Below are 16467 nucleotides of genomic sequence, written 5' to 3' on the forward strand. Positions count from 1 at the left end.
TCAGCTTACAGGCCTCTCAAGCGCTCGGCGGGGGAAACAATGCTGGTAATTCTCAAACCAAAGTTATCTTCAATAACCACCACCTCGCCCTTGGCGATTAACTTACCATTGGCCATCAAGTCCACGGGTTCTCCGGCAATTCGCTCCAGCTCAATAACAGAGCCTCGGGTCAACTCCAGAACATCCTTAATGGAAAGCTCTGTCTTACCCAGCTCAACCGTCAGGTTGAGGGTGACATCCATGACCAGAGAGAGGTTTTTATTCTCTTCTCCATACACATTGGGTTGATGATCAAAGGAACCAAATTCCACCGGACGCACGGTGACCGGATCCACCTGAAGTCCGCCGCCGCCAGAATTTCCCACCCGCCCTCGGGAGGCCCCCGCAGAAGCCATGGCCGGTTGTGGATTGCTCAACTCGGTTTGAGATGCGGTGGCGGCACCCAAGGAGTCCAGCTCGTCATCCGCTTCCGGCAATGAGGCATCCAGAGACATCAACTTGGCCACCTGGCTTTTTAGTTCCGAGGAAACCCGCATTTCAATAATTTCCAGAATGGTTTCACTGCCTGCCCGCATTTGCAGATTGGTCAATACAAAGGGCTCAGAGAGTATCTGAGGCAAGCACTGGGCCAGCATATCGCTGGAATAGGGAATCACTTCCGGGTTATTAATTTCCACCGTTTCATGCACCACTGAAGCCAGTCCGTTGGCAGCGGCGTTCATCATCTGGTTCATCAGCTCGCCAATGGCGCCCAGTTGCAGCTCAGTCAGTTCCTCATCGGGAGAATCGCCGGAACTGCCTAGCATCATGCCAGCCAGTCTGCGCACATCCACGTTTTTAATGACATAAAGGGCGTTGGCTTGAATGCCTTTGACAAACTGCACCAAAACCAGCGTTTTGGGGTCATCGCCAAACGGAATTTCCATTTCGGCCAGATTATCGTATTCCACCACCACGGGCGGGGCAATTTCTATTTCCTGGCCTACCAGAACACCCAGGGTTGAGCCTGCGGCGCCCATGGCAATACTGGTCATTTCACTGACCGCGTCACGCTCCTCTTTCGATAAGCCGCCATTCATCTCGTTCATCACAGGCCAAATCCCTCAATTGATTCTTCAAGTTCCACGCTTTCATACATGTAAACAGCCAACTTGTCTTTCAACTTCCCCGGTCGGCAGTAGAATTTGGGGCGGCCATTTACACAGGCCAGCAAATCATCACTGGCTTCCCGATCCAGACGAATCACATCGCCCACCGACAGGGCCAATAAGTCGCCCACTGTTAATTCTGTGCCGCCTAGTAAAACCTGAACCGGAATTTTGGCGTAATTCAATTTTTTTAAAATCTTTTCCTGCTCTTCAAACGGAATACTGGACTGTTGGCGGTGGAAAATATGCTGGGCGCTAAGTTGGCTAATCACCCCTTCCAAAACAGGGTAAGGTACACACAAACTCACCAGCCCGGAATGTTTGTTCCCCAGATTAACCTCAAACGTAATTAAGGCCACAATTTCACCAGGGGTGGCCACCTGAATGAGGGCATAACTTTCCTCAAACCCCACCATACTGGCATTCACGTTCATCATGGAGCGCCACGCTTCTTCCAGAGAAATAATGGCTCGATCCAGCACCCGACGGATCAGCGATTGCTCAATATCAGTCAGTTCCCGCGCTCTGGCCTCCGGTGTACCGGGGCCACCCAGCATGCGATCAATCACGCTGGAGGTTACCTCATAGCCAAAGCCCAGCAGCACTTGTCCCGGCAAGGGGTCCAGCTCCAGAATACTCACCGTCATGGGGCTGGGCATGGAGCGTACAAATTCATCATACGTGAGCTGATCAACGGATACCACATCAATTTCCACAGTCATCCGCAAGTAAGCCGTCATCACCAGGCCCAGTTGTCGGGCAAAGCTTTCATGAATGGTCTGCAAGGCCCGCAAATGGTCTTTGGAGAACTTATCCGGGCGACGAAAATTATACAACTTGTAGTTGCGCTTGTCGGTACTGGGCTTGGAAGTAACCACCGTACCCTCACCCGTAACTTGTCCCGTCGCAGGCTGATCCACCTCTACCGATAGAGATGAAAGCAGGCTATCAATTTCTTCTTGAGACAGCATATGTGAACCGATGAACCTCTATCCTTTTCCACTGAACCGGTTTGAGCCTTTCAGCACATTCAATGCGTTAAATGAGACGCTTGATGCTTTTCTGGTTACACGCATTGCTTCATTTCAATGGATACTGATGAACGTTTAATTCCCTGATTACAGTCAATATCAAACTAAGGGGGCCGTTAGCGCTGAATAATAAAATCCTGGAAGTTAACCCGCAATACCTGATAATCCGGGGCCATAATGGCGGTTAACTGCTCCTTGATTTCATCTTTCAGAGATTCCTGACCTTCCAGCGTGGCCAAGAGCGTGGCGCTACGCTTCATCAGGGAGGCGTTAACCACATCTCGAACCGTAGGCACATACTTGGACATGTTTTTCTTGAATACATCCTCGCAACTCGGGCCAGCCTCGGCCCCGTTGGCTAAAAGTGTGCGATCCACCGGGGCGGCGGCCCCTAAAATTTTACCCCCGCGCACCGGCACTAACAGGGCGTGATGTTCGGCATAACAGTTTTGCGCTTCGGGTACCTTTACACTCAAGGCCATTTTGGCCCGTAAATACTGACTTCCAGCCATATTGGGATCGGGCTTTAAATTCACCATAAACTCATCCAGTTCCAGGTTCATGCCCACTTCACTGCCCGGTGTTTCGGTGGAAGCCCCATCGTGTCCTGTCGGGGCATGGCCATCAGCCCCAGCCTCGCCACCCGCAGGGGCATGAGCCAGCTTATTCAGCTCGGGAACCACAAACATGGTGGTCATTAAATAAGAAGACCCAATGGATCCACCAATGGTAGCCACCAGAATGACCACCACCATAATAATAAATTTCAAATCCAGGCCACCTTCACCACCGCCAGCCGCCGCGGGCGAAGCAGGCGCTCCGCCTTCACCTTCCACTTTTGGTTTGAGATCCTTGGGCTTTGTCGGTCTGGCCATGGATAACTAATCCTCTTACATTAGGGGAAATCCCGTCGGATAAAGATGAATCACTGTTGTTGACGGGTGGCTCCTGAAGGGCCATATTCTCATTCAATACCACTATATCCACTCGACGGTTTTTCTGTTTCCCTTCAATGGATGAATTCTTGGCAATGGGCCGGAACTCACCGTATCCCGCAGCCGATAGCTTATCGGCCTGAAACTGCTTTGCACCAATGAGATAGCGGATAATATGGGTGGCTCTGGCCGTGGATAATTCCCAGTTAGAAGGGTAGCGAGAAGTGGTAATGGGCGTATTATCGGTATGCCCTTCTACTCTAATTGAACGAGACTGCCCGCCCAATGCCAGCTTTAGTTCAGTCAAAAGCTGGTTCAGGGTTTTTCGAGCGGCGGGCGATAATTCAGCGCTTCCCGGCGGAAATAAAACACTGTCTTTTAAAGAAATAACCACTCCGCGCGGTTGATCCAGAATTTCCACGCCCTGCATTTTAAAGCGTTTTTTTAATTGGGCAGATAGGGCTTGTGGACTCTGGCCCTTGCTGAGCGGCTCCGGTTGAATGGCCGAAACAGCGGCAGTTGGCTTGCTTTGCCGAGCCTCATTTAACTTTTGAATTTCCAGTTTGGAGGCGGTAAACAACACCAGAAACAAACCCAGAAGCAGGGTTAGCAAATCAGCGTAAGGAACCATCCAGCGGTTGTGGCCGGTATGCACAGTGGACTCCAATTCCCGCTCCAGACTTTCCAGCTTGCGAAACAAGTCCCGCACGGGTGGCCCCTCCGGCTGGGGGGTAAATGCCGTTTCCGGTTTCCGGGTAATGCGAGCTTTCATAACCATAGCGCCCTCTATTCCGGCCTGCCCACTTGTAAAAAGTCATCATCCATAACGGATTGAGCAGGCAAGCGCTCCTCCACCATTTGAGGACGAGACGCATACTGCTTGCCACGCCGTTGCTCGTTAGTCATAGCTTGAGCGGAGCCCGATAAAAAGGAGTTTAAGCGCTCTTCAATAATCATGGGATGCTCACCCATGCGAATGCTCAGCACCGCTTCCAGCAGCAAGGTGAGAATAAACCATTCGTCTCTGGCCCGTTGACGGAGCTTTGCGGCAATGGGCAGTAAAAATAGGTTGGAAAAAGCCACGCCGTAAAGGGTGGCGCTAAACGCACTGGCCACCCCTTTGCCTAACACTGATGGATCTTGGGAGGACTGCACAATATGAATTAGCCCGATCACCGCCCCGATAATACCCATGGTGGGGGCAAAGCCGCCAGCGGTTTCATACACTCGGGCATAATCCAGGCTTTCCCGGTAACACACTTCAATTTCGGTGGAAAGACTGTCTCGGATAAAGCGTTCCGAGCGATTATCCAAAACCAGTTGCAAGCCTTTTCGGAAAAAAGGAATTTCAATGCTTTCAATAATGGGCTGCAAGGCCAAAATGCCTTCATCCCGTACAAAACCCACCACCTCCATTACATAATGCACGGTGTCTTTGGTGTTCAAACGGCTCTCATGACTGCCGCCCTTCAGGGTTAACAGGGCGCATTTTAAGGTTTGGGTATGAAAACTGACCATGGTGGCGGTAATGGTTCCACCAAACACAATCAATAAAGCTTCCGGGTTGAGTAAGGTATTCAACGGAACATGGCCCATCACCAAAGCCGATCCCAGAATGAGCAGACCCAAGGCTAAACCAACCAGGGTTGAAAAATCCATACGCAACACACCTTCGTTCGTTTGTCTTTGTTCTTTGTCTTTATGGGGGGATGAACCACTTTCATCGTAAAAGATCGATATACGCCTTTCCTCCTCCAAACTATGTAGATATAGCAGTTTGACGCAGGGCAAACCCGCATTTTAAGAAGGTGCTTATTGATGACTTTCAGCCAGTTTGACCCATTCATACGTTGGCCTCATGCAATGAATACCGCTGGCTCCTTTCTGGTTATTTCCCTGTTGGACAGTTGTTTTTTGCCGTATAATTAAGGCTGTAAAGTGGTTAGTTTGCAGGAAATCGCAAAGTCATATCTAGCGATTCGTTCCAGAATCCTGAATAATACGGAAAAGTGAATACTAAGCGTGAATGAGGGGGCCACCAGCCATGAATTTTGAATTAACCGAAGCGCAGCGGCATATTTGGCAATGGGCCAAGGAGTTTGCCGATCAGGAAATTGCCCCCGTGGTGGTGGCCAACGATCATGCCTCTAAGTTTGATTTTGACCTGCTCAAGAAAATATCGGATCAAGGCTTTTTTGGGGCCATTTTACCGGAAGAATACGGCGGACAAGGCATTGACCACATTTCTTACGCCCTGATGACCGAAGAAATCGCCCGAGTCTGCTCCTCCACCCGCACCCTGTTTTCGGTTCAGATTTCTCTGGTAGAAAAACCGATTTGGCAATTTGGCACCGAGGAGCAGAAAAAAAACTATCTGCCCAAGCTGGCCACTGGCGAAATTATTGGCTGCTTTGGCCTGACTGAACCCAATGCGGGTAGTGACGCGGGCAATCAGCAAACCACCTGCACCCCGGATGGGGATCACTATGTGCTGAATGGACAAAAAACCTGGATTTCCAACGGCTGTATTTCCCAGTTGGCCATTATTATTGCTCAAGGCGATAAATCCAAGGGGCATAAAGGAATGAGCGCCTTTTTGGTGGAAACCAACACCCCCGGCTTCAGCACTCGAGAAATCAAACCCAAGCTGGGCCTAAAGGCATCCGTGACTTCCGAGCTGTTTTTAGACAACGTGCGGGTGCATAAATCCCAAATGCTGGGCAATCCGGGCGAAGGATTCAAAGTGGCCATGTACTGTCTGGATCAGGGGCGTTTTAGTGTAGCCGCAGGCTCAGTGGGGGTTAGTCAGGCCTGTATTGATATCTCCACCAAATACGCCATGGAGCGGGAAGCCTTTGGTCAAAAAATTGGCGAATTCCAGATGCTTCAGCAATTAATTGCCGATATGGCCGCCGAATGTGAAGCGGGCCGCTTGTTGGTGCTACACGCAGCCGATTTAAAAGACAAAGGCGTACGCAATACCCGTGAAACCTCAATAGCCAAGCTATTTTGCGCCGAAGCTGCCATTCGGGCATCCAGCAGCGCAGTGCAAATCTTCGGAGGCTATGGGTTTTCGGAAGAATACCCCGCCGCCCGCTATTATCGGGATGCCCGTGTGCTGAACCTGTATGAAGGCACCAGCCAGATTCACCGCATGATTATCGCACAGGACGAACTGGGCATTCGCCCCGCCAACGGCCCCGGCAGCCCCATGACCCCACTGGGACGACTCTCCCCACGCTAACCGGGTAACCCAATTTGACAAGCCAGCCCCTAGCACTAGGCATCCTGCATTCAACAAATTCAGGCATTTTCTGTCTGCCTTTCAAACCGTTCCATCCAGGCAAAATCTCCGATGGCGTGTTGATTTCGGCCTGCCGCAAAACGAAAATCCACCCGTATCCGGCAGGCAGGGTATCCAGATGGCCCTGCTGGGGCCGGGTGTTTTCGGCTATTATGATTATGAGAGCCATAAAGTCAGTTGACCCCTCCCTTCACAGAGGGATCCAAGCGAGTGAGAGCGTATGAACATTTTTGACAAACTGGTGGTGCTATCGCTCCCCTTTGCGCCCAAAGCACTGGTCAAAAAGTTCGCAGGGCGCTATATTGCCGGAGAAACACTGGAAGAGATGCTGGACACCGTGCGTCAGCTAAACGGGCAAGGCATCATGGCCACCATCGATTTGCTGGGAGAATTCATCCACCAACCCAGCGAGGCCCGACAAGCCGCCGGGGTGTATAAGAGCATACTGGAAGCCATTGCCAGGGAGCGGCTGGACGCCAATATTTCGGTAAAACTCACCCAAATGGGCTTGCTGCTGGATAAAACCCTGTGCTACGAGATTATGGACGAACTGGTTTCCACTGCGGCCAAACTCCGTATTTTTGTACGCATTGATATGGAAGATTCCGCCTGTACCACCGATACCATTGCCCTGTACATGAAACTGCGCCGCCAGTATGACAACGTGGGCATTGTGCTGCAAGCCTACCTGCGCCGCACCTTGCAGGACGCCCGGCTCATCATGAAAGATCTAGATAAAATCCAGAGCAAAGGCAACTTTCGCCTGTGCAAGGGTATCTATGTGGAGCCTCGCCCACTGGCCTGGAAAGATCACGCCCTGATCAACAAAAACTTTACCTTCATTCTGGAAGAAATGTTTAAGCAGCAAGCCTATGTGGGCATTGCCACCCACAACGAGGCCCTGGTGTGGGAAGCCCTGCGGCTGATTGATCAGTATCGGCTGAAAAAGGATGAGTACGAGTTTCAGATGCTATTGGGCGTGGACCCTGAACTGCGAAACCTACTGCTGGATGGGGGGCATCGGTTGCGGTTGTATGTTCCCTTTGGCAAGGACTGGTTTGCCTACTGCACCCGGCGCTTAAAGGAAAACCCTTCCATTGCCCGTCATATCCTGAAAAACCTGTTTACCCCCAGCCATATTCAGCGAACCCCCTAAAAAACGCAGGGGTTCAGTTATTTGGAAAATCGTTTTAAAAACCGTCCACCAATGCGCTCTTGCAGGTATTGGGCCTCGCTGACTTTCAGGCCCAGCACCACCGCCCCATAAACGGCGCAACCCGCCAGCGAAGCCAGCGCAATGGCCATATATTCCAGAATTTCAGGCCGCAACGGCATCCACGCTTGCCAGGGGGTTATTCTCAAACCCAGTTGAACCCCATAAATGGCCAAAGCCATCAATATGCCCGCTGCCGCCAACTTGACAAAGGGAATCACCATTTCCTTAAAGCCCAGATCCTGAATGTGCTTTTTGGATAAAACCCCCAGCAGGGTCATGTTAATAAAGGTGACCAGCGTAATGGCAAAGGTAATGCCGCCCACGCCCAGGTTCAGCTTAATCACCAGCCACCAGTTCAGCAGGGCTTTCACAAAAATAGCCAACAAGCCCACCATTAATGGGGTTTTTGAATCCTGAAAGGCATAAAAAACGCGGGTAATGGAATCTCGGGCAAAATAGGGAATAATTTGCAACGCCTGATACACCAGCGCCAGCGACACCAAGTTGGTGGCTCGGGCATCAAACTTACCGTGCTGAAAAATCAGGCGAATCAGGGGTTCCGTGTAAATCATCATCAGCACCAACAGCGGAATACTAATGAGCCACAGGGAAATCACCCCCACTTTAAACGTGCGCTTGATTTCCTCAAAATTACCTTCCGCCGCCGCTCTGCTAAAGCGGGGAAAAATGGGAACCAGCAAAGCCGTTTGCAAAACGCCCAAAGGCAGTTGCACCAAACGATTGGACAGGGTTACCGCCGACCAACCGCCCGCCCCCAGCGAGGCCGCGAAAAACATATCCACATAAGTAACCAGTTGCCCAATGGTGGTGCCAATGGTGGCCGGAAACAACAATTCGCCCGCCTGCCTGATTTCTTTGGCCCGCCAGTCGAAGGCGGGTTTGAAGGTGAATTTTTGACGAAAAAATTCCGGCAACTGCATCGCCACTTGCAAGATACCACCGGCCAACGTGGACCAGGCCAGCACCATGCCGCTGCTATCTCCCGGCATTAACCACAGGCCCGCTAAAATGGTCACGCTCATGGCCACCGGCGACAGAGAGGGCCACACAAAACCGTTATAAATATTAGAGAGTCCGTATAAAATGCCCACAATGCCCCCGGCCAGAATACAGGGACTCATCACCTGTAACTGCGCTGCGGCAGATTGAATGAGGGTAGGGCTGGCCCCATGTAAAATCAGCCCCATAATGGGCTGGGCCAAACAAAAAGTAAGAATGGACAACCCCGTAAACACAATGCCGGTTAGGGTAATAAAGGTGCTGGCCAAGCGTTTGGCGTGTGCCGAAGGGGCTTCCTGATCTTTGATCAGCCGGGAAAAAACAGCCACCGTGGCAGTGTGAAAGGGGCCTCCCAGGCCGCCCAGCAGAACAATGGCGAAGGCGGGCAGCTGAAACGCCGCATAGTAAGCGTCACTGACCACAGAGGTGCCGTAAACGTACATAACCGCCCAATCCCGTATAAAGCCCAGCAATTTGCTAAAAATAGTGACCATGGCAATGAGGCTTGCGGCTTTTAGCAAACTAGGCCCACGGGCGGGTTTTGGGGAAGGGGCCACGCTTTCCGTGGCAGGCATGGGTTCAGTTGTCATAGTGCCTATTATACTTGAGCGGAACGCGGGGAGTGAGCGAGAAAAAGAAAGAGAGAAAGAGAGTAGACAATTCGATCAGTAGGGAACCAGTAAATTGAGGGCCTGTTGAATGGGCAGCAAGTCCACCCCCAGTTCGGTGTTGCGCAGCAAGTTTCCCTGCTGCAGGGCTTCCACCGAAATGCTGGGACTGTACGCAATTTCACCCAAATAAGGAATATCGGAATGCCCTCGCAAAAAGAACACTTCCTCATCCCAGTCTGGGGCATGAGTCGGCTGGGATTCTACCGCCAGCCAGCCAACCACGGTGGCATCTTTAGACCATAAGTAAGCCAGCATGGGAGCCAGGGTGCCAATTAAATCCGGCTTTTTTTGAGTGACCAGTAACATGGGAATTTCCAGGGCCTTGGCCAAATCCACCGAATCGGACAGTTCATTTTCCACAAAGCGGATGGGAGAGGCGACACTGCCGGGAGACTCCAGCAAATAAGGGTAAATCCGCTTGCGACAAATTTCCTGCAATTGCTGCCAATCCTGCTTGCTCATTTTTAAGGGCGATGGCTTTGAAAATAAATCGAGAGCCTGCCGGGGCGGGTTCAGGCGATCCAGAAACGCTTGTTCGTAACCACCCCGAATGGTCACCTCCGGCTGAAAGCTGAAGGGCTTGATGGCCTGGGCCGTAAATCCCAAATCGTTCAGCACCCCGGCCAACCCGGCACAAACAACGGTTTTTCCGCACTGGGCATGGGTGCCAGTCACCAGCAGCCCACGGGCATCCAGCAAGTTTCGATCCGGCTGCCTATCGGGCCACATCAGCGCCTGCCTCGGGTTCCGGTGGCTGCTGCCGACCTTTAATAGTCTCTGACTCTGGTTCCGGCGGCTGTTGCCGACCTGCAATATTTTTTGACTCTGGTTCCGGCGGCTGTTGCCGCCCTTCACCCGCTTTCGCCTCGGCCAAGCGTTCAGCGTGAGCGGCCAACTGATTTTGAATGTACTGAACCTCATCCATGCGATCCGGCACCTGTCCGGCCAGCTTGGCATGCAGCAACTGATCCAGTAATATCCCAATCACCTTGCCCTCAGGAACGCCCAAGCCAATTAAATCGTTCCCGTCCAGCTCCAGCCGCATTTTTTCCCACTTGCGCTTGTATTTTACAAAGGCCTCCAGCACATTTTTAGAGCAGTTTCCGCCCGCCAAAGCCAGCTCCAGCAAGCAGGCCACCACCGTAATGCGGTGCAGCCCATGAAACAGGTCGTAAATTTCCGCAGGCGAAGAGTATTCGTGCAATGTGCCAAACCGCTCCTGCACCGTTCCCTGAAGCTTGCGAAACTGCTCTACAAACTCCCGTTCATTACGGGTTAAGCCCAGTCGGGCGGCGGTTTGCTGAAATTCTTCGACCGAAAAATCCCGAAAAATAAAGCACAGGTAAACATCAAATGCAAAATCAGCATCCACGGCCTGATGCAAGGTACTGGCAATGCCGGGTAAAAACTGACCAATGCGCTCCACGGCTTCAATCACTTCGGGCGAGGGGCGAAAGGTGGTTTCCATATTTAGCAGGCGATAACAACCGGTTTCCAAAAAATAGCGCAGCCATCGGCTCTTGGTTTCCGATTCCTCAACCCGTAACAAACCTTTCAATTCCTGCTTAATGCGCTCGCCCCCACCCTTATAGCAGGCCCCGCCAAAGCTCAGAAATTTTTCCAGCAACTGGGCGGTTTCTTCAGCCAGTTCAAAATTAAAGCGGGCGCAAAACTTCAAGGCCCGTAAAATACGACTGGGATCTTCAAAAAAAGAAATGGGATGCAGCACCCGGATTTCGCGGGCCTGAATATCCCGGATGCCATTGGAGTAATCCAGCACCTGCCCCAGCTCATGCACCGAAAAGGCAAGGGCGTTGATGGTAAAGTCCCGGCGAATAATATCGTTCACCAACGGAACGCCCCGGTTCACCACCACCGGCAAAGCGCCGCAGTGGGGATAAATTTCCTGACGAGTCGAGGCCACATCAAACATCAGGCTGTCTTTATAACTGATTTTAGCGGTGCCAAATTCTGGAAATTTTTCCAGTAGCTGAAAATTACGAGAATTCTCCATCAAAAAATCGGCCAGGGCCAAGGCGTCGCCTTCTACCGTAATATCCACATCGTGAACGCGCAGGCGTTTTTCGTTGTACAGCATCAAATCACGGGTAATCCCGCCAATCACATACGCTTTCGACCCAAACTTCTGCATCAGGGATTGCAACTCGTACAAAGCCGCCACAAAATAAATGGGAAAAAAAGCGGATAACCGCTTGGCATAATCAGCGGAAGCGTTTAACCCGGTGCGCTCCACGTGAGACAAGGGAGAACCTTCCGGGATGGCCACACTTTCCACTGGCAACTGGGGTAAACCCATGGTGGCCATTTTGCTCAGGTCATCCCCATGCACCACCCAGCCTTTTCCGGCCTGCACATAGCTGACCAGATCCCCCTGCTGCTCTCTGGCCAAGGCCAAGGCAGGCCCAATGGGCAAAGCAGGATCAACGGGGATTAGAGAGTCTCTCATTTGAGATGCCTTTAACGCGACTTTGGAAAAAAACGACCCGTCAACCGGCAACACTGATTTTGAAAACCGGGCGGCCTGTACTATAATCACTAGTATGCCAGAAGATCCTAGAAAGCCCAAGCTGACTCATTACCCTCGCATGACACTGCATTGTGAATGCGGGAACGAGTTCAACATTAATGTCATCCGCCTTAAAAATGGGGATGCTGTGGCCTGCCACGTTTGCGGCGAGTTGTTTCCTGCCGAACTGGGCAAAAAGTTTGCCAACGCCTTGCAGGAAATGTTTACCGTGAAATACGAGCTGGATAAAATCAACTGCGGGTTTGATATGTCTTTTCTTTACAAATCCACTTTCAAGCAACCGCCTGCGCCCTATCCATTTGAAGCCTCCGATTTCCCTGACTAACAGGCGGTTTTAGCAATGCCCAAAAAACTGACCGGCTTAATTTTTATTATAGCTACCCTGGGCCTCCTGTTGGCAGCCCTGATTTATCGTCCCCTGTCTAATAGCCCTCCAAAACCGGCATCCTCAGCCACGCAAACAAAAGCAGCGGCTACCCACACCGCTTCGGACTGGCTGATTGAACCGGGAAGCCGCATTGGCCCCATTACAGCCACAAGCACTTTGGCCGATTTGCAACAGTGGTTTGGCCCCGGCAACGTGAAAGTTAGCCCCATTCCCGGGCCAGAAGGCACCACGTTTGAGGGGGTCTATGTGTATCCCAATGAGCCTTCCAAAACGCTGGCCCTCATCTGGAAGGAAGGCAGCCATCCCCAAACCGTAGCCATTGCCCAGTTGAGCGGCACTCAAAGCCTTTGGTATACCCAGGAAGGTGTTTCACTGGGAACCCGCTTGCGTACGCTGGAGCAATTAAACCAAGGCGCTTTTACGCTCAGCGGCTTTGATTGGGATTACGGCGGCACGGTGCTTTCCTGGGGCGATTCCGGCAAACTACGCCCCCGGTTTCAACAAAACGGAAGCCTTGTAGTAAGGCTGTCTCTGCCCCCGGAAGCTTCAAGCCCCGCCCACCAAAAAGCGGCCTTACAAGTGGCGGGGGATCAAACCTTCAGTTCCTCGCATCCAGCCATGCAAACGCTCAACCCGCTGGTCACTCAAATCCAGATCATCCTGCAATAAGTCCCCTCCAAACCGGGTTGGGCTTATAAAAAGCCACCCCCACCCGCATCAAAATCGCTTTAGCGGGTTTTATGGCAATAGAATCATCATCGTTTCACATCACGCTATTTCTACATCAGGCAAAGGTAATCTTTTATGAGTGCAATTCCGGGCATTCTGCTCTCTAAAACCTCTGGGGCTTTTAACCAGATCCAGCAAGAACTCTCCAATGGCGCTCTGCAAGGATTTTCCAAGCAGCTGGAGAGTCAGTTTCCGCAAATTGTAAATAATAATGGGGTAGGTTGGAACGGCGGTAATCCACCACCAGCGTCACAAGGGCAACCCGGACAGCCCATGGCCTACTATCCGCCGCCGTCTGCCTACTACGGCTATGGCCGACCGATTACCAGCCCGCAGCCAGCGGTTATTACGCAGGTTTTCCCGCCATTTCCGGGGCCGGTATATGCTGCCCCCATCGGGTATATAAATCGTGGCCCAGTCCAAACTGGTCCAGTACTTTACCCACCGTATAGTTAATTTGCCCTTCAATGTTGCCAAAATCGGGCAAGTAAAAAGTAAGCATAGGCGGCATAATCACGGCCCCGCACTGGGAGAGGGTCATCAGGTTCCGTAGATGAATCTGGTTAAAGGGGCTTTCACGGGGCACCACAATCAGCTTGCGATGCTCCTTTAAGGTGACATCAGCCGCCCGAGCCACTAAGGTATCGGTAATGCCATTGGCAATGCGTCCCAACGTGCCCATAGAGCAAGGAATCACCACCATGCCGTGGGTCATGTGCGTCCCACTGGAAGGCGGGGCATCCAGCCGGTTGTTTTCAAACACCTGCAAACAATCCAGTTTGGATTCCGGCAGGCCCAAGTGGGCCAAAACACGCAGGGCCTTGTCCTGACCGCCAATTTTAAAGCCGGTTTCCTCAAAAATGACCTGATAGGATTTTTCGGTCATCACCAGTTGAACCTTGCGATCCAGTCGCAACAGTTCCTCAATCAGGCGAAACCCTAGAATACTGCCAGAGGCTCCCGTAATACCAACTACAATGGGATGAACAGGGGGGTAAACAGGCGACTGATTGGGCGGGGTTGAGGTGGTAGATGACATAGAGAAAGCTCCCCAAGGTTTTGTAAGGCGATTACGCCCATTGTAGTTAAAGCGGGAAGCTTTTAACAGCAGCAGGCTACCCGCAGATCCAACGGGGTTAAAGGGGCTTTAAAAAAACAGATTAAACCCAGGCCTGCTTCTGGATCATGATGCAAGCGTCATGCACCACTTCCATGCCGCCTTCTTGCGCTTTTTGAATCGCCTCATCCGACTCCGAACCGGGTTGGAACCAGATGCGCTTGGCCCCGCTGGCCAAACAATCTTCCACCACCTTTAAAGAAGCTCCGGGCGGCACTACCAGATCCACCACGTCCGGGATTTCCGGCAAATCCCGAATGGAAGCATAGCAAGGATCGCCTTCTACGGTTTCCAGCTTGGGATGCACCGCAAATACGGTATAGCCAGCATCTCTCAAGTCCCGGTAAATTTTGTTGCCATACTTGGCCCGGTCTTCGGATACGCCCACCACGGCCCATTTACGATATTTGGGAAATTCAGCAACGTAGTTCGACATATTGAGGCGCTCCTTAAAAAATCAGCAAACGACTTAATGCTGAAATTATACCCTGAAGCAATCGAAGGCCCATTGCTCCCTGAAATAACCTCAACAAAACCGCTCAAATAATTCTTAAAGCGCTTAAGGCTTAAACACCAGCCGCATGCGGTAATGCGGAATATCGGCTTCCATAAACTCAAAGCCTTCTTTCACAAAGCCCAGCTTTTCGTAAAATGGCATCACTCGGGTTTGGGCATCTAAAATGGCTTGCTCATAACCCGCTTGCTGAACGTGGGTCAACAGCTCCCCCATCAGGCGCTGGCCCAACCGCTGCCCACGGTAAGAGGAACTGACCGCAATCCGCCCCAGTTTGGCCACCGGGCGGGCCTGACATGCTTCCTGATAAGGAAGCACCCGGCCAGTGGCCATGGGTTGCAGGGTAACCGGGTCTATCAGCAACCAATGGGTAGATTGCTCGTCAAATTCATCGTACTCCAGCTCGGGGGGAATTCCTTGTTCCTCAATAAAAACGGAAGTTCTCAGCGCCAGAGCCAGCTCAAAATCCGCCGGAGCCTCGGTTTTAAGAAAGCGTCGAACCTCGATCGCCATGGCCAACGACGGGGTTTCTCCCGACTGTTTATTGGTAGACTGGCCGTTCGGAAAAGGGGGAGCGCTCATGGCTGCAAGGGTCCTTTCAACCGGTGTGCATCCGGCGTTAAATTCAGCTATGATCATATAATACAAATAACGCACACTGGTAACCCACAGTTAAAATTTCTATTCAATGTTAGTGGCATCAGCCGTTACCCAGCGCCCTAGAGACGGAGTATTCAGCCCAAAGCCCTATGTCCATTCCCTTGTACATTATCCGGCGATTGCTAGCGGCCGTTCCCACCCTGCTGATCATCTCCATGATCGCCTTTTTTATGATGCGTTACGACTTCACCATTGGCCCCCTCAACGTCTCCGTGGGCGGCCAGCGCTGGCACCTCATGGATACCATTCGGGTCAAAAATCCTATCAACCCCTTGGCGGGCATTGAAACCAACCCCCAGATTTCTGAGGCGGCCAAAGCCCAGCAGCGGCATATGATGGGGCTGGATCAGCCCATGCACATCCAGTATTGGCGCTGGCTCACCAACTTCTTTTCCTTTCACCCCCAAACGCTATTACAGGGCAATCCCGCCGGATTTTTCACCCCCAGCCTGGGGCGAACCTTTGCCAATGAAGACGTGCTGGATTTATTACTGCGGCGGGGCTGGAATACGGTTCAACTAAATCTGGTGGTGTTTTTCTTTTCCTGGCTCATTGCGCTGCCCTTGGGTATTTATGCCGCCCTGCACTGGCGAGACTTTTCCGATCGGGCCATGACCATTCTGGCATCAGTGGGCATGTCGTTTCCCGGTTTTTTGCTGGCCTTGTTACTGGCTGTGTTCGCGGTGCAAAGCGGTTGGTTTCCCTTGGGCGGCATTCAGAGTGAAGGGTTTGCCGAGCTGGGCTTTTTGCAGAAAGTTCAGGATCGGGCCGCACACCTGGCCTTGCCCGCCATGGTGTTGATTGTGGGTTCTCTGTCCAGCATACAACGGCAAATGCGGGGCAACCTGCTGGACGTACTGGCCGCCGAATATGTACGCACCGCCCGAGCCAAGGGATTGCCGGAACACAAAGTGATTTACAAGCATGCGGTACGCACCGCCCTCAATCCGCTAATCACCATGCTGGGATACGAATTTTCGGCCTTGCTGGGCGGGGCCATTTTAATTGAAACGGTGCTGGGGTTTCCGGGCTTGGGTCAACTGGCTTATAAAGCGGTTCTGGAAACAGATACCAACCTGGTGATGTCCACCATCATTTTGTCGGCGTTCATGCTGGTGTTGGGAAACTTGCTGGCGGATATTCTGCTAAAGTTTGCCGATCCCCGGATTGAGCTATGAGAAGGGCC

16 protein-coding genes are annotated in these 16467 nt (G+C 52.0%); 5 read left to right on the top strand and 11 right to left on the bottom strand.

The features are described 5' to 3' along the window. Window positions 1-5 precede the first annotated feature (5 nt). The 5 genes from fliY to ACEW81_RS05750 form a co-directional block, all read right to left on the bottom strand. Window positions 6-1088 (bottom strand): flagellar motor switch phosphatase FliY, encoded by a 1083-nt coding sequence (fliY, locus tag ACEW81_RS05730; protein WP_373532007.1) that lies wholly within the window; start codon window positions 1086-1088, stop codon window positions 6-8. Next, a complete protein-coding gene (gene fliM, locus ACEW81_RS05735; RefSeq protein ID WP_373532008.1) occupies window positions 1088-2119 on the bottom strand; it encodes a flagellar motor switch protein FliM in 1032 nt (343 codons plus the stop codon). Before fliM ends, fliY begins: the two co-directional genes overlap by 1 nt. A gap of 176 nt (window positions 2120-2295) precedes the next feature. Beyond that, entirely contained in the window at window positions 2296-3054 is a 759-nt protein-coding gene (locus ACEW81_RS05740) for a flagellar basal body-associated FliL family protein (protein WP_373532009.1), read from the bottom strand. Continuing rightward, window positions 3005-3886, bottom strand: coding sequence for an OmpA/MotB family protein (locus ACEW81_RS05745; RefSeq protein ID WP_373532010.1), 882 nt, complete (start codon window positions 3884-3886; stop codon window positions 3005-3007). The genes ACEW81_RS05740 and ACEW81_RS05745 overlap by 50 nt, the downstream gene beginning before the upstream one ends. A 14-nt stretch (window positions 3887-3900) precedes the next feature. Beyond that, the gene (locus ACEW81_RS05750; RefSeq protein ID WP_373532011.1) at window positions 3901-4773 is read right to left on the bottom strand and encodes a motility protein A; all 873 of its coding nucleotides are present in this window, start codon (window positions 4771-4773) and stop codon (window positions 3901-3903) included. 385 nt (window positions 4774-5158) lie between these two features. On the opposite strand from ACEW81_RS05750, the gene ACEW81_RS05755 reads away from it, so the two are divergent. Both ACEW81_RS05755 and ACEW81_RS05760 read left to right on the top strand, forming a co-directional pair. Then, window positions 5159-6358 carry an acyl-CoA dehydrogenase family protein gene (locus tag ACEW81_RS05755; protein WP_373532012.1) on the top strand — a complete coding sequence of 400 codons (1200 nt, stop codon included), beginning with the start codon at window positions 5159-5161 and terminating at the stop codon, window positions 6356-6358. A gap of 280 nt (window positions 6359-6638) precedes the next feature. After that, the gene (locus tag ACEW81_RS05760; protein WP_373532013.1) at window positions 6639-7574 is read left to right on the top strand and encodes a proline dehydrogenase family protein; all 936 of its coding nucleotides are present in this window, start codon (window positions 6639-6641) and stop codon (window positions 7572-7574) included. A gap of 17 nt (window positions 7575-7591) precedes the next feature. On the opposite strand, the gene murJ is transcribed toward ACEW81_RS05760, so the two are convergent. The 3 genes from murJ to ACEW81_RS05775 form a co-directional block, all read right to left on the bottom strand. After that, window positions 7592-9244 carry a murein biosynthesis integral membrane protein MurJ gene (gene murJ, locus ACEW81_RS05765; RefSeq protein ID WP_373532014.1) on the bottom strand — a complete coding sequence of 551 codons (1653 nt, stop codon included), beginning with the start codon at window positions 9242-9244 and terminating at the stop codon, window positions 7592-7594. Window positions 9245-9319: 75 nt separating this feature from the next. Beyond that, window positions 9320-10054, bottom strand: a complete 735-nt coding sequence (locus ACEW81_RS05770) for a dethiobiotin synthase (protein ID WP_373532015.1) — start codon at window positions 10052-10054, stop codon at window positions 9320-9322. Further along, a complete protein-coding gene (locus tag ACEW81_RS05775) occupies window positions 10041-11792 on the bottom strand; it encodes a tRNA nucleotidyltransferase/poly(A) polymerase family protein (protein WP_373532016.1) in 1752 nt (583 codons plus the stop codon). Before ACEW81_RS05775 ends, ACEW81_RS05770 begins: the two co-directional genes overlap by 14 nt. A gap of 94 nt (window positions 11793-11886) precedes the next feature. Here ACEW81_RS05775 and ACEW81_RS05780 point away from each other — a divergent pair, with 94 nt between their 5' ends. After that, window positions 11887-12198, top strand: a complete 312-nt coding sequence (locus tag ACEW81_RS05780) for a hypothetical protein (protein WP_373532017.1) — start codon at window positions 11887-11889, stop codon at window positions 12196-12198. 15 nt (window positions 12199-12213) lie between these two features. Then, a complete protein-coding gene (locus ACEW81_RS05785; RefSeq protein WP_373532018.1) occupies window positions 12214-12930 on the top strand; it encodes a hypothetical protein in 717 nt (238 codons plus the stop codon). Window positions 12931-13336: 406 nt separating this feature from the next. Here the strand turns inward: ACEW81_RS05785 and ACEW81_RS05790 are convergent, their stop codons facing one another. From ACEW81_RS05790 to ACEW81_RS05800, 3 genes are all read right to left on the bottom strand, one after another. Then, on the bottom strand, window positions 13337-14029 hold the full coding sequence (locus tag ACEW81_RS05790; protein WP_373532019.1) for a UbiX family flavin prenyltransferase: 693 nt from the start codon (window positions 14027-14029) through the stop codon (window positions 13337-13339). 121 nt (window positions 14030-14150) lie between these two features. After that, entirely contained in the window at window positions 14151-14543 is a 393-nt protein-coding gene (locus ACEW81_RS05795) for a CoA-binding protein (RefSeq protein ID WP_373532020.1), read from the bottom strand. Between the two features lie 123 nt (window positions 14544-14666). After that, the gene (locus ACEW81_RS05800; RefSeq protein ID WP_373532021.1) at window positions 14667-15203 is read right to left on the bottom strand and encodes a GNAT family N-acetyltransferase; all 537 of its coding nucleotides are present in this window, start codon (window positions 15201-15203) and stop codon (window positions 14667-14669) included. Between the two features lie 167 nt (window positions 15204-15370). Between ACEW81_RS05800 and ACEW81_RS05805 the strand changes: the two genes are divergently transcribed. Further along, complete coding sequence (locus ACEW81_RS05805; protein ID WP_373532022.1) at window positions 15371-16459, top strand: ABC transporter permease; 1089 nt, start codon at window positions 15371-15373, stop codon at window positions 16457-16459. Window positions 16460-16467 lie beyond the last annotated feature (8 nt).

The organism is Vampirovibrio sp. (genome assembly GCF_041737375.1).
Taxonomy (GTDB): Bacteria; Cyanobacteriota; Vampirovibrionia; order Vampirovibrionales; family Vampirovibrionaceae; genus Vampirovibrio.

What these genes read in the sequence shown, in the direction of transcription:
- fliY (WP_373532007.1), bottom strand. Translation starts at nt 1,088, where the DNA reads ATGAACGAGATGAATGGCGGCTTATCGAAAGAGGAGCGTGACGCGGTC.
- fliM (WP_373532008.1), bottom strand. Translation starts at nt 2,119, where the DNA reads ATGCTGTCTCAAGAAGAAATTGATAGCCTGCTTTCATCTCTATCGGTA.
- ACEW81_RS05740 (WP_373532009.1), bottom strand. Translation starts at nt 3,054, where the DNA reads ATGGCCAGACCGACAAAGCCCAAGGATCTCAAACCAAAAGTGGAAGGT.
- ACEW81_RS05745 (WP_373532010.1), bottom strand. Translation starts at nt 3,886, where the DNA reads ATGAAAGCTCGCATTACCCGGAAACCGGAAACGGCATTTACCCCCCAG.
- ACEW81_RS05750 (WP_373532011.1), bottom strand. Translation starts at nt 4,773, where the DNA reads ATGGATTTTTCAACCCTGGTTGGTTTAGCCTTGGGTCTGCTCATTCTG.
- ACEW81_RS05755 (WP_373532012.1), top strand. Translation starts at nt 5,159, where the DNA reads ATGAATTTTGAATTAACCGAAGCGCAGCGGCATATTTGGCAATGGGCC.
- ACEW81_RS05760 (WP_373532013.1), top strand. Translation starts at nt 6,639, where the DNA reads ATGAACATTTTTGACAAACTGGTGGTGCTATCGCTCCCCTTTGCGCCC.
- murJ (WP_373532014.1), bottom strand. Translation starts at nt 9,244, where the DNA reads ATGACAACTGAACCCATGCCTGCCACGGAAAGCGTGGCCCCTTCCCCA.
- ACEW81_RS05770 (WP_373532015.1), bottom strand. Translation starts at nt 10,054, where the DNA reads ATGTGGCCCGATAGGCAGCCGGATCGAAACTTGCTGGATGCCCGTGGG.
- ACEW81_RS05775 (WP_373532016.1), bottom strand. Translation starts at nt 11,792, where the DNA reads ATGAGAGACTCTCTAATCCCCGTTGATCCTGCTTTGCCCATTGGGCCT.
- ACEW81_RS05780 (WP_373532017.1), top strand. Translation starts at nt 11,887, where the DNA reads ATGCCAGAAGATCCTAGAAAGCCCAAGCTGACTCATTACCCTCGCATG.
- ACEW81_RS05785 (WP_373532018.1), top strand. Translation starts at nt 12,214, where the DNA reads ATGCCCAAAAAACTGACCGGCTTAATTTTTATTATAGCTACCCTGGGC.
- ACEW81_RS05790 (WP_373532019.1), bottom strand. Translation starts at nt 14,029, where the DNA reads ATGTCATCTACCACCTCAACCCCGCCCAATCAGTCGCCTGTTTACCCC.
- ACEW81_RS05795 (WP_373532020.1), bottom strand. Translation starts at nt 14,543, where the DNA reads ATGTCGAACTACGTTGCTGAATTTCCCAAATATCGTAAATGGGCCGTG.
- ACEW81_RS05800 (WP_373532021.1), bottom strand. Translation starts at nt 15,203, where the DNA reads ATGAGCGCTCCCCCTTTTCCGAACGGCCAGTCTACCAATAAACAGTCG.
- ACEW81_RS05805 (WP_373532022.1), top strand. Translation starts at nt 15,371, where the DNA reads ATGTCCATTCCCTTGTACATTATCCGGCGATTGCTAGCGGCCGTTCCC.